The sequence below is a fragment of the Chromohalobacter sarecensis genome, assembly GCF_023061135.1.
Classification (GTDB): domain Bacteria; phylum Pseudomonadota; class Gammaproteobacteria; order Pseudomonadales; family Halomonadaceae; genus Chromohalobacter; species Chromohalobacter sarecensis.
Map to the genome: position 1 here is coordinate 327,563 of NZ_JAKGAN010000002.1, position 12,681 is coordinate 340,243.

At 62.7% G+C, this 12,681-nt stretch carries 10 protein-coding genes; 3 read left to right on the plus strand and 7 right to left on the minus strand.

The window, feature by feature from the left end:
- Positions 1-2 precede the first annotated feature (2 nt).
- Together L1071_RS04430 and L1071_RS04435 are read right to left on the minus strand one after the other, a co-directional pair.
- Positions 3-3,125 carry an efflux RND transporter permease subunit gene (locus tag L1071_RS04430; protein WP_246969174.1) on the minus strand — a complete coding sequence of 1,041 codons (3,123 nt, stop codon included), beginning with the start codon at positions 3,123-3,125 and terminating at the stop codon, positions 3-5.
- Positions 3,125-4,240 (minus strand): efflux RND transporter periplasmic adaptor subunit, encoded by a 1,116-nt coding sequence (locus L1071_RS04435; protein WP_246969177.1) that lies wholly within the window; start codon positions 4,238-4,240, stop codon positions 3,125-3,127. Before L1071_RS04435 ends, L1071_RS04430 begins: the two co-directional genes overlap by 1 nt.
- Positions 4,241-4,354: 114 nt before the next feature.
- On the opposite strand from L1071_RS04435, the gene L1071_RS04440 reads away from it, so the two are divergent.
- Complete coding sequence (locus L1071_RS04440) at positions 4,355-5,539, plus strand: BaiN/RdsA family NAD(P)/FAD-dependent oxidoreductase (RefSeq protein ID WP_246969180.1); 1,185 nt, start codon at positions 4,355-4,357, stop codon at positions 5,537-5,539.
- A gap of 40 nt (positions 5,540-5,579) precedes the next feature.
- Entirely contained in the window at positions 5,580-5,999 is a 420-nt protein-coding gene (locus tag L1071_RS04445) for a nucleoside-diphosphate sugar epimerase/dehydratase (protein WP_246969183.1), read from the plus strand.
- A gap of 52 nt (positions 6,000-6,051) precedes the next feature.
- On the opposite strand, the gene L1071_RS04450 is transcribed toward L1071_RS04445, so the two are convergent.
- From L1071_RS04450 to L1071_RS04465, 4 genes are all read right to left on the minus strand, one after another.
- A complete protein-coding gene (locus L1071_RS04450) occupies positions 6,052-6,342 on the minus strand; it encodes a YqjK-like family protein (RefSeq protein ID WP_246969186.1) in 291 nt (96 codons plus the stop codon).
- Positions 6,329-6,724: a phage holin family protein gene (locus L1071_RS04455; protein WP_246969189.1), complete on the minus strand. Its 396-nt coding sequence runs from the start codon at positions 6,722-6,724 to the stop codon at positions 6,329-6,331. Before L1071_RS04455 ends, L1071_RS04450 begins: the two co-directional genes overlap by 14 nt.
- On the minus strand, positions 6,724-7,056 hold the full coding sequence (locus tag L1071_RS04460; RefSeq protein ID WP_246969192.1) for an ElaB/YgaM/YqjD family protein: 333 nt from the start codon (positions 7,054-7,056) through the stop codon (positions 6,724-6,726). Before L1071_RS04460 ends, L1071_RS04455 begins: the two co-directional genes overlap by 1 nt.
- An 84-nt stretch (positions 7,057-7,140) precedes the next feature.
- A complete protein-coding gene (locus L1071_RS04465; protein ID WP_246969195.1) occupies positions 7,141-8,175 on the minus strand; it encodes a phospholipase A in 1,035 nt (344 codons plus the stop codon).
- A gap of 172 nt (positions 8,176-8,347) precedes the next feature.
- Here L1071_RS04465 and mscK point away from each other — a divergent pair, with 172 nt between their 5' ends.
- Positions 8,348-11,833: a mechanosensitive channel MscK gene (gene mscK / locus L1071_RS04470; protein WP_246969198.1), complete on the plus strand. Its 3,486-nt coding sequence runs from the start codon at positions 8,348-8,350 to the stop codon at positions 11,831-11,833.
- Between the two features lie 8 nt (positions 11,834-11,841).
- On the opposite strand, the gene L1071_RS04475 is transcribed toward mscK, so the two are convergent.
- The gene (locus tag L1071_RS04475) at positions 11,842-12,600 is read right to left on the minus strand and encodes a TlyA family RNA methyltransferase (protein WP_246969201.1); all 759 of its coding nucleotides are present in this window, start codon (positions 12,598-12,600) and stop codon (positions 11,842-11,844) included.
- Positions 12,601-12,681 lie beyond the last annotated feature (81 nt).

Here is a 12,681-nt window from a genome sequence, read left to right on the forward strand (position 1 = left end):
GATCAAGACGCGGGCGTGTCACGTGTTGTCGTGTCCATTTCGCGCTCGAGACGCCGCGCCACATCGCCGGGCGAGCCGGTATGGCGTGCCAGAAGGTCGTAGGCCACGGGCACGACGAGCAGCGTAAACAGCGTCGCGGCGGCCACGCCACTGAAGATGACCGTACCGATGACCAGGCGTGTTTCGGCGCCGGGACCGCTGGCGAAAATCAACGGCACGGCGCCGGCCATGGTGGTCACGGCGGTCATCAGGATCGGGCGCAGGCGTGTTACCGAGGCGTCGATCAGGGCATCGCGGAAGGCACGCCCCTCGTCGCGGAGCTGGTTGGCGAACTCGACGATGAGGATGCCGTTCTTGGCGGCGAGCCCCACCAGCATCACCATGCCCACCTGGCTGTAGATGTTCAGTGATTGGCCGGTCAGCCACAGGCCGAGCAGGGCGCCGCTGATCGCCAGGGGCACGGTCAGCATGATGACCATTGGATGTACGAAGCTCTCGAATTGCGCCGCGAGCACCAGGAAGACCACCAGCAGACCCATGAGCATCAGGAAGGCGGTGGCACCGCTGGCTTCCTGATAGTCGCGCGAGGGACCCTTGTAATCGATCATGGCGTCGGCGGGCAGTTCCTCGTCGGCGATGGCGTTGAGATACCCCAGTGCCTCGCCCATGGAGGTGCCGTCTTCGAGATTGGCTTCCAGAGTGATCGCGCGGACGCGGTTGAAGCGGTTGAGTTCGCTGGCGTCGGCGTAGTTGCTGAGGGTGACCAGGCTCGCCAGCGGGATCAATTCGCCGCTGCGTTCGGAACGCACCTGGATGTTGTCCAGCGCGCTGGGGCTGCGCTGCGTGTCGCGTTCGCCCTCGAGCATCACGTCGTATTCCTCGCCGTCATCCACGTAGCTGGTCACGCTGCGTCCGCCGAGCAGTGTCTGCAGGGTGCTGCCGATGGTGTCGACGGTCACGCCCAGCGAGGCGGCACGCTGGTAGTCGATCTCGATGCGCAGTTGGGGCTGGGTCTCCTTGTAGTCGCTCTCTACGGCGGTGAGTCCCGAGTCGTCCTCGCGGATGCGTTCGAGCAAGCGGTCGCGCGAGGTGACCAGGGAATCGTAGGTGCCGCCGCCGATCACGAACTGCACCGGTTTCTGAATGCGCCCGCCGAAGCCTTGTCGCATTACCGGGGCGGCGTCGACGCCGGGCAGGTTCGCGAGGCGTTGGCGCACGTCGGCCATGATCTCCCAGGCCGAACGCCGCTCGCCCCAGTCGGCGAGACTGACCACCACCATGCCGTCGTTGAAGTTCTCGATATTGCCGTAGCCGCGTGGTGCGCGTACCGAGATGTTGCGGATCTCGCCCGCGTCGACCAGCGGCAGCAGACGCGCCTCGATCTCGTCCATGTAGTCCTGCATGTAATCGAAGGTGGCACCTTCGGGACCGTTGACGAGGATGAAGAAGTTACCGCGATCTTCCTGCGGCGTGTATTCGTTGGGTAGCTCGGCAAACAGCCAGGCCGTGGCGCCGAGCAGGACGAAGAACACGATCAGACATAGCCAGCGCAGTCGCAGCAGAGTGACCAGAACATAGCGATAGAGCCGCTGGGTGGCGTCGAGCAGGGTGTGCACGGCATGACTGATGCGGCTTTCGTGCATGCGCGGGTCGAGGACCTTGGAGCACATCATCGGTGCCAGTGATAGCGCGAGCACGCCGGAGATTGCCACGGCGGCGGCCAGAGTCAGCGCGAATTCGGAGAACAGCCGGCCGATGTCGCCGCGCAGAAAGCTCAATGGCACGAATACCGCGATCAGCACCAGGGTGGTGGCGATGACCGCAAAGCCAACCTGGCGTGTGCCATGAAACGCGGCTACCAGCGGTGTTTCGCCATAGCGCTGCATGCGGCGGTGGACGTTTTCGAGCACCACGATGGCGTCATCGACGACTAGGCCGATGGCCAGCACCAGGGCGAGCAGGGTGAGCAGATTGAGCGTGAAGCCGAAGGCATTCAGGGCGATGAAAGTGCCGATGATCGAGATCGGCACGGTGACCGCCGGCACCAGCGTGGTGCGCACGTTGCCCAGAAACAGGAAGATCACCACCACGACCAGACCCATGGCGATGAATAGCGTGGCGACGACTTCCTTCAGGGCGCCGGAGACGAACACCGAGGAGTCGAAGTTGAGGCGCAGTTGCATGCCGTCGGGCAGAGTCGATTCCAAGCGTTCCATCTCCGCCTTGACGCCCTGGGAGACCTCGAGAATGTTGGCGGTTGATTGTTTCATGACGCCCAGGCCGACCATGGGCACGCCGTTGCCGCGAAACAGAGAACGTTCCTCCACCGAGCCGACTTCGACACGCGCCACGTCGCTTAGCCGCGTGAGGTAGCCGTCGTTGCCCTGGTCGATGACCAGGTCGCGGAAGTCATCGGCGGTCTCGAAGCTGCGCGGCAGTCGCAGGGTGAACTGGCGCGAGTCGGACTCCAGAAAGCCCGCCGGGAGTTCGACGTTTTCGGCACGCAAGGCGCCTTCCACATCGCTGACGGTCAGCTCGCGAGCGGCCAGCGCATTGCGCTTCAGCCACACGCGCATGGCGTATTCCTTGCCGCCGCCGACGCGCACGCGCGAGACGCCGGTCTGGGTGGAGAAGCGGTCGACCAGGTAGCGATTGGCGTAGTCGGTCAATTCGGGGACCGAGTAGCCTTCCGCCGTGAGGCTCAGCCACATGATGACGTCGTCGCTGCTATCGGCCTTTTCCACTTCGGGTGGGTCGGCTTCCTCGGGCAGGTTGTCGCTGACCCCGGAGACCCGGTCGCGAATATCGTTGGCGGCGGCTTCGATGTCGCGGTCGAGGTTGAAGGTGATGTCGATCTCCGATTCGCCATCGCTGCTGGTCGACTCGATCAGGTCGATGCCCTCGATACCGGCAATGCGGTCTTCGATCACTTGGGTAATGCGCGTTTCCACGACATCCGCCGAGGCGCCCGGATAGTTCGTCTCGACGCTGACCACCGGCGGGTCGATGGCGGGGTATTCCTGCACCGGCAAGCGTTCGAGCGCGAGAATGCCGAAGGCGATCAACAGCAGTGCGAAGACGGTCGCCAGCACCGGGCGCTGGATGGCGGTATCGGAAAGGCGCATCAGCCGTCTTCTCCGTCACGCGCGGCCTTGAGGATCTCGCTGATCTCGCGGCTGCCATCGTCGAGCGCCAGGATATCCACGTGATCGCCATCGCGTACCTTGTTCATGCCGTGGCTGACGACCCAGTCGCCCGGCGCGAGGCCGTCGAGAATTTCGACGCTGCCGACGCGGCGTTTGCCGATCTCCACCGGATGGCGCTGGATGCGGTTGTCCGCGTCACGGTCGATGCGCATCACGTACTGGCGTTCACCGCTGGGCACGAGGACGGACTCCGGCACCATCAGTGTCTGGCGTGGATTGCGTTCCAGCGTGACCACCATCAGCATGCCGGGGCGCAATGTGCGTTCGGGATTGGGCAGGCGAGCGCGTACGCTGACGCTGCGCGAGACGGGGTCGATACGCGTGCCGATGCTGGTCACTTCGCCACGAAAGGTGCGTGTGGGATAGCTGGGCGTGGTGGCGCTGAGCGATAGCCCTGGTGCGAGCATGTCGAGCACCGTCGCGGGGACGGTGAAATCGAGTTTCATGTGATCGAGCTTGTCGAGCGTGACCAGCTCGGTGCCGGGCGTGACCAGCGCACCGACGCTGAGATTGCGTTGACCGACGGTGCCGTCGAACGGCGCGCGCAAGCGGTGATCGGCGAGGAGTGATTGAATCCCGTCGATCTGCGCGTCGACCTGGGCGAGTTGGGCCTGGGCATCCTCAACGTCGGCGCGGATGCCGACGTTGCGGTCCTGCAGTTGCTGGGCGCGGCGCACGGCATGCTCGCGTTCACGGCGCAGGGCCTGGGCGGCGCGCAGCTCGGCCTGTTCCGCGCTATCGTCGAGGCGAATCAGCAGCTCGCCCTCGGCGACGCGCTGGCCATCATCGAAATTGAGCTCGGCGACGGTCTCGGTCACGGTCGCGGAAAGCGTCACGCTTTCGTCGGCACGCAGCGTACCCAGTGCTTCCAGCGGATCGCTCCACTCGGCGGTGGACGCCTGCACGGCGATGACCTGCGTGCGCTCGGTGGCTTCCTGCGCGTGGGCGCTTGTCAGTGCCAGCAGGCTCAATGCCGCCAGCCCGAGAGTGCGCCGGCCGAATGCGCTCACGGCCGGGAGAGGAAATACGGGCATAGTGTCTCGTTGTTGTGCTGTCGGTGACGATGACGAGCATACAGAATATACAGGTTCGTCGCTGTGTCGCTTAACGCTTAGAATGATCGCCTTTGCCAGCAATGAGACGCGACGATGGCGCAGACCTATGACGTAGTGGTGATCGGTGCCGGCGCGGCGGGCCTGATGTGCGCACTGACTGCCGGTTATGAGGGGCGGCGTGTGCTGGTGCTTGACCATGCCAACAAGGCGGGCAAGAAGATCCTGATGTCCGGAGGCGGGCGCTGCAATTTCACCAACCTGGCGACGGGGCCGGAGCATTTCTTCTCTGCCAACCCGCATTTTTGCATCTCCGCACTCAAGCGCTATACGCCGGGCCATTTCGTCGAGCTCGTCGAGCGCCACGGCATCGAGCATGTCGAGAAGGCGCCGGGGCAGCTCTTCTGTGCCGATTCGGCCAAGCCGATAGTGTCCATGTTGCTCACCGAATGCGAGTGGGCAGGCGCGGAAGTACGCCTCAAGACGCGTATTACATCTCTCGAGCGCCGTGGTGAGGGCATGCGTCTCGAGACCTCGAGTGGCGCGATCGACGCCGGTGCGGTGGTCATCGCCACCGGCGGATTGTCGATTCCCACCATGGGCGCCACCGGTTTCGGCTATGACATCGCCCGTCAGTTTGGCTTGGGCGTCACCGACACGCGAGCCGCGCTGGTGCCGTTCACGCTGACCTCTCAATGGCGAGAGCGGGCCGCGTCGCTGGCGGGGGTGAGCTGCTCAGTGACGGTCGAGGTCGGCGAGGGGCGCTATCGTGAACCCATGCTGTTTACGCATCGTGGTGTCTCGGGGCCGGCCATGCTGCAGGCGTCCAGCCATTGGCAGCCGGGTATGGCGTTGTCCATCGACTTGCTGCCGGATATCGACGTTGCCGGAGAGCTTGCCACCCTGCGTCACGAAGCGCCCAAGCGGCATGTATCCACGTGGCTGGGCGAGCGACTTCCCAAGCGTTTGGCGCAGGCCTGGTGCGAATGGCAAGGGGTGACGGAAAAACCGCTGGGAGCGCTTTCCAAGCGTGAAGTGTCGCGCCTGGATGGCGAGCTAAAACGCTGGCAGCTCAAACCCGCAGGGACCGAGGGCTGGCGGACCGCCGAGGTAACGCTGGGGGGCGTCGAGACGCAGGCGATTTCTTCCAAGACCTTTGCGGTAGAAGGGCTGCCGGCGCTGCGGTTCATCGGCGAGGCGCTGGATGTCACCGGCCAACTGGGCGGCTTCAATTTTCAATGGGCGTGGGCGTCCGGCGTGGCCTGCGGGCAGTCGATGTAGTTATAGCCCAGCAAGCGGCTAATAAGCAAAGGAGGCGTGCATGTCGCAACGTGCATCGCGAGGGTTCTGGCACGCGATAGGCCAACGACTCTCCGCTAGCCGGTCGAAGAAGGGGCGGGAACGCTTGCCGGTGGTGGTGTGCGGGTTGGAATACGCGCATTATCGGTTGCTGATCCATTTCGCACGCTCGACACGCTACAGGGCGCTGGCGGTGGTCGATGACTATCCCTGGCATCACGGTACGCAAGTGGAAGGCGTGCGTGTCTACTATCCCAGCGAGGTACCGTCACTGGTGGAACGCTATAGTGTGGCGGCGGTGGTTTATTGCCATGAGGACGATCTGGCCGTTTTCGCCGATGAAACGCGTGAGGGATTAGCGGCACGGGGCGTGCCGTTTGTACGCCTAGTGCCCGGTACCGTGGATATCGATGCCGAGCTGACTAGCCGACTGACACCTTGAATATGAAAAAAGCCTCCGAATGGAGGCTTTATGGCACTAGCGATAGCGAGGGCTAACGGCGTGCGAGGCGGTACAGAGCGCGTGCTCGATTTGCCATCAAGAAGGTCGAGAGGCCGCGGCGCATCCAGGCGCGTGCTCCCCGGGGACGGCGTATACCCACCGCTGCGAGCAGGCCGAAGCCTCCTACCAAGGGTGCTCGCCACTGCATCAGGCGTTGCCAGCCATGATCGATGGGCGCCGTGGCGTCTCGCCAGTCGAGCAGTGCGTGACCCATATCGAGACGTTGCTGCAGGATACGGGTCTCGAGATGCTCGAGCTCCGCAGCGCGTTCACGACGATTCACGCGAACCCCCTAGCGCTTGGCGGTCTTGTTCCAAATGGCTCAAGGTGGACTGCATCAGGCGCCGACGTTTGGCGAGACGTTTGGCAGCGTACGCCAGGCCTGCGGTGATGATGAACAACACGACCGCGCACACACCGATTGCGAGCAGACGGTGATCTTCCCAATACAGGACCACCAGCATCAAAAGCAGCATGCCGATGGCGAACGAGAAGGTGATCAATGCTGCGCCCGCCAGCAATAGCAGGCTGAGCATGCGATCGCGTTCGTCTTCCAACTCGAGCACGGCGAGACGCAAGCGCGTCTCGCCCATGGCGATCACATTGGAAAGCAGACGGCGCGCCGAGCTAATGACGCGCTCCGCCGGTCCCTGGCGATCCGCCATTAGCGACGCCCGATGAGCAAGCCGATGACGACCCCGACGCCAGCCCCGATGCCGATGCTGGTCCAGGGATTGTCACGTACGTAACGGTCGCAGCAATCCATCTGTTCGCGTGCGCTTTCGTAGACTTTTTCACCACGCGCTTCAAGCTTGGCGCGCGTTTCGTTGAGACGTTGCTGAGCGCGCTCGCGAGCTTCGCTGATGTGCCCGCGAGAATCGTCAGAAGTCGCCTTGACCAGTTCTTCAACGGTCTGCGACAGCTGGCGCAGGTCATTCTTGAGTTGCTCGGTGGACGCTTCGTTTTCGCGTTGGGTACCGGTAGGCTGCATGGCCATGATGTCTTCCTCTGACGGGTTAATTTGCGTCTTCAGCATAGCAGGCCAAGCCGCCGTATCAACAGCCCTTCCTGGCCTGCATCGTTAGTCCAGGCCAGGAATGCCGGCCAAGAAGGTATTGATGCTGAAACCCAGCCCTAGGCGTCGGTTGATGTGGTCGTAGTCGATCAGGCTTTCGCCGTAGCCATGGTAATACTGAACGTAACCGCGAACCTTGCCGAAAAGTGGGAACGAATAGTCCAACTGGGCGCCGTAATGGTCCTTGCCGGGGTTACCACGCATCAGCAGAGAAATTTCCTGATCGCCGAAGGCGCGTACCAAGGTGATATCGCCATAGCCGATGTAGTTTTCGAGGTCGGGATTGTCATCGTCTTCCTCATCCTCCGGGACACGCCAGTGAGGGGCGATGCTTGCCGCCCACTCACCGCGTTGGAACACCATATCGGCGTAGACACGATTCCAGCTACGCGACAACGGGTCGGAGCGGCCGTTGGACTGGTGTGCAAAACCGACACGGTTAATGGTATTGGTCCAGCCTAGGGCACTCATGTCGTTATCGAAGCTGACGAACATCTCGGGTTCGTAGTTGGTTTCGCGAAATGGCGCCGATGCCTCGGAATTGTAGGCTTGCCACCAGCTGCGCTGGGTGTAGGCGAAGTATAGATCGCCGTTATCCTCGAACAGATCTTCGATCAGGTTGACCTTGAAGCTCAACTGGTACTTGACCTCGGCGTTATCGGCATTGTCCGCGTCGCTGACTTCGCTGAAACGGTCTTGATCGGGGTTGGCGTTGTAGGCCCAAGGCAACAGATAGTTGCGCCGATACGTGGTGACTGCCAACGGGTTGCGCGAGGATTCGCGCTCCAGCGCGCGACGCTTGTCGGCACGGGCTTCCAAGTTCTGTGCCTCGCGCTCTCGGGGCGTGGCGTTGGCCGCTGTGGCCGTGGTGTCGTCGGCCAATGTTGCGCGTAGCTCTTGCAGCTCCGCTTCGAGTGTCTGAACGCGCGCTTCAATGGCCTCGCGTTCGCTATCGCTCAGGGCGGCGGCTGCCTGCACGGGAGCGGACAGTGCAAGCGTGAGCAACACGAGGATCGGCAAGCGGGGGCGTGGTGACTCCATGTCATTTAGTACCTTGTGATGGTAGTACCTTGTCGATGGCGTAAAACCCTAACATTGGTCATGGTGAATATTTCTATCACGTGGGTGGTAGAACGCAAATATTCGCCCAAGATTGCCATGTGCGTGCCACGCACCGACAATCGGCGCACCGCATGGGTAACGAGGACAGAGCATGTCGTGGCGACGCTGGCATCATTTCTTCACTTGGCAATGCTGGCCTGGGCGGCATGAACGTGGGCATGCCAAGGTGCGTGTGGTTCATTGTATCGCATGTGTTGCGCTTTGCCTGCTGTGCGTGGTTGGCGACGCCATGGCGCAGTCGGCATTGCCCGAGCATGATGAGCTGACAACGCGTCTGGAACGGCTGCAATCCATCGAGCAGCCCGATAGCGACCAGCGCACGGCCATAGACGATACCCGCGCCGCGTTGGAAGGGCTGCAAGAACTCGAGTCGGTCGACGATAAACTCGACGCGCTCGAGCAGCGCGCGGAGAACGCGCCTCAGGAATCGCAATCCTTGGCGCAGCAACTTCAGCGCCTGGAGGCGCCGTCGGATGCCGCGCCTGAGGGCGGACTTGACGCCTTGTCGCTGGATGAATTGCGTGAGCGTACCGGCGATGCGTTGGAAGAATTGGAGAAACTGCAGAGCCGTCTGGCGGACGTCAATGCCCAGTTGATCAGTGCCCAGACGCTTCCCGAACGCGCCCAGACGGCGATTGTCGAAGCGCGGGAACGTGCCGATACGCGCCAGGCTCAGCTTGCCGAGTTAGACGACGTCGAAGAGTCGAACGAGGCGGAACTTGCCAAGCGTGACCGCTATCAGGTTGAGCAGGCGCTGGCCGAGCGCCGCGCACGGTGGCATCAGAGCGAGCTTTCTCATAACACTCGCTTGCGCGAATTGGCGATGCAGCAGCGTGACGTGCTGGAAAAGCGCATCGCGCTCCAGGAAAGCCAATTGTCGGCGTTGCAGGCAGCACTGGATAAGGCGCGGCGCGAGCAGTCGGAGAAGGCCATCGCCGATGTCGGTCGCGAAGATGCCGAGACGATTGCCGAGCATCCTGTGCTGACCAAGGTCCAGCAGGTCAATCGCGATCTAAGCGGTGAATTGCTGGAAGTGACCGACCGCGCTAACGACCTGGTGCGCGAGGGGATCGAAACGCGAACCCAGCTCGATCGTGTGCGCCAGGTCCAGCGCACGCTCAACGAACAGATCGATGCGATTCGTGGCAGCTTGCTGTTGTCGCGCATCCTTCGCGAGCAGCGAGAGTCGTTGCCCGAGGTTGATGCGCTGAGCGGGTTACAGGACGAAATCGCCGATCTGCGCCTGCGCCAGTTCGATCTATCGCAGCAACGCGACGCCTTGCGACGCCCCCAGCAATTGGCCGATAAAAGCCTGGCCGATGCGAATATAGACGATGCCCCGGGGCTGCGTGAGGCGTTGATCAAGTTGTTCGAGTCGCGCCGTGAGCTGCTCGACCAGCTCGATGGGGAATACGGCAACCTGCTGACGATTGCCATCAACCAGCAGCTCAATCAACAGCAGTTGTTGAAGATCAGTGACGAGCTGCGCGCGACTATCGAAGAGCAGCTGTTCTGGGTGGCCAATGGGCGCCCGCTGGATTGGACATGGCTGCGGCAGTTTCCGCGCACGCTGTGGCAAGGCATGACAGACGACGACTGGCGTTCGACATGGGGATCCGCGTGGCAACGTCCCGATGGCGAGGCGTTCGCCATGGTGCCGCTGTTGCTGCTTTCCGGCGGGCTGTTGCTATGGCGGCGGCGTCTCAAGGCGTCACTGCTCAGGTTGCATGAGGAAATCGGGCGCCTCAAGCGTGACACCCAGATGCACACGCCCCGAGCGATCGCGCTCAATGCGTTGCTCGCCGCGCATGGTCCCTTGTCGTTGGCGGCCGTGGGCGGGGCTCTCAACCTGGGTGGGCATGGCCTCGCCGTGGTGCTGGGCGACGCGCTGTTGCAACTGGCGCTGGCGTGGGGCGTCATCGCCTGGTCGCGGCGTTTGCTGGTCTCCGATGGTGTGGCTGCGCGCCACTTTCACTGGTCACCGCAGTACGTGCTGCGCTTGCGGCAACTGTTGCTATGGCTGGGCATCGCGCTGATTCCGGTCATCTTGATCAGTAACGTGGCGCCCTATAGCGATGGGCGCCTGGCGGAGCGGCCGTTGTCGCTGCTATTGCTGCTGCTGGGGTTGGTGATGATGACCGCGGTACTAGTGCGCCTGATCCTCGCCCATGTGCCGTTTTTCGGCCTCAAGCTTTTTCGTCTGCTGCTGGGTTTGGCGTTATCGGTCGTGCCGTTGATACTCGCGGGCCTGATCGTCATGGGGTTCGAGTATACCGCGCTGAGTTTGGTCGGACGTTTTATCACCTCTATCTATATTCTGGGGCTGTGGATTCTCGTCGAGGCTGCGGTCGTTCGCGGATTGGCGGTCGCGGCGCGGCGATTGGCCTATCGGCGTGCGGTGGCGCGTCGCCACGCGCAATCCAAGGAGGACACAGAGAGTGGACTCGAAGTAGTCGAAGAGCCGCCGTTGGATATGGAGCAGGTCAATCAGCAGTCGCTGCGCCTGTCCAAGCTGATTCTGTTTCTGGGTTTTACCCTGGTGCTTTACGTGGTGTGGGCGGATCTGCTGGGGGTGTTGTCTTATCTCGACAACGTCTCCGTCTGGCAGATCGAGCGCGGCCAGGGCGAGGCGATGACCACCAGCCCGATCACCGTGGCCGACGTACTCACGGCGCTGGTGCTGGTCGCGTTGACGTTCATGATGGCGCGCAACCTGCCTGGGCTGCTGGAGGTCATGGTGCTCTCGCGCCTGAGTCTCAAGCAAGGCAGTGCTTATGCCATCTCCTCGCTGCTTTCCTACACCATCGTGGGCACCGGGGTCGTGGTGTCGTTGGGCACGCTGGGGGTGTCGTGGGACAAGCTGCAATGGCTGGTCGCCGCGCTGGGCGTGGGGCTGGGCTTCGGGCTACAGGAGATCTTCGCCAACTTCATTTCGGGGCTGATCATCCTGTTCGAACGCCCGGTGCGTATCGGCGATACCATCACCCTGGGCAACTTGCACGGTACGGTCAGCCGTATCCGCATTCGCGCCACCACGGTGACGGATTTCGATCGCAAGGAAATCATCATTCCCAACAAGACCTTCGTCACCGATCAACTGATCAACTGGTCGCTTTCCGACAACATCACGCGGGTGGTGCTGACTTATGGCGTGTCGCACGGTTCCGACCTGGAGCAGGTCCACCGCCTGCTGCGTCAGGCCGCCGAGGAAAACCCGCGCGTGCTGCGCGATCCCGAGCCGCAGATCTTCTGCCTCGAATATGGCGCCACGGCGTTCAGCTTCGAGTTGCGGATCTTCGTCAACGACCTGATGGATCGCCTGTATGCCAGCGATGAAATCAATCGACGCCTCGATGCCTTGTTCCATGAATACGGCATCCGTATCGCGTTCAACCAGTTGGATGTCTGGCTGCACGATGCCGCAGGGCGGCAAGCCTGGGTAAGCTCGCAACCTCAGGGAGAGGCGCCGTTGGGCGGCGAGGTAACGTCATCGAGGCCGGCGCGACGCGATGGCATCGAGGATGTCGATGCCGGCCGCAGTTCCGGCGGAGACGGGACGGCTGGCAGCGATGATTGAGGGCGGCCTCAGCCGCTTTTGACCCCATGCAGCAGGAACTCGCGGTTACCGTCGCCGCCGCGTAGCGGGCTTTCCTGCCAGTGGCGGATTTCGAAGCCGGCGGCGGTGCAACTCTCGCGGATGCGAGCTTCCACCGCCGCATAAAGCGCCGGATCGCGGACGATGCCGTGGGCGTCGACCTTATGCGGGCCGACCTCGAATTGCGGCTTGACCAGTGACACCAGGTGCGCGCCTGGCGAGAGCACGGTGGCGAGCTCGGGCAGGATCAAGGTTTGCGAGATGAAGGAGACATCCATGACCGCCACGTGCAGTCCTTCCGGGGCCAGAGCGGCGAGCCGCTCGTGGGGAAGCGCGCGGGCGTTGACGCCTTCCAGACAGATGACGCGTTCATCCTTGCGCAGCGTCGCGTCGAGCTGATCGCGCCCGACCTCGATACCTACCACGCGCGTGGCACCGTAGCGCAAGGCGCAATCCGTGAACCCGCCGGTGGACTGTCCCACGTCGAGTACCGTCATCCCTGCGAGGCGCAGTCCCAGCGTGTCGAGAACGGCCTCCAGCTTGAGCCCGGCGCGCGAGACGTAGCGCTCTTCCGGATCCTCGGCGAGCTGGAAGCGGCTGTCGTCGGCGACTTTCTCGCCGGGCTTGGTCAGCGTACGCGGTGGGTCCGTCGAGATCAGCGTGACGCGCCCATGGCGGATCAGACGCTGGGCCCGCGTGCGTGAGCGTGCCCAGCCCTGGGCGACGAGAAGTTGGTCGAGACGTTGCATGCCCACACCGCTGAGAAGTCGATAAAAGGAGTCGATAAAACGCCGCGCAGTATAGCGCGAGGTGGCGTGACGTTCATGCGT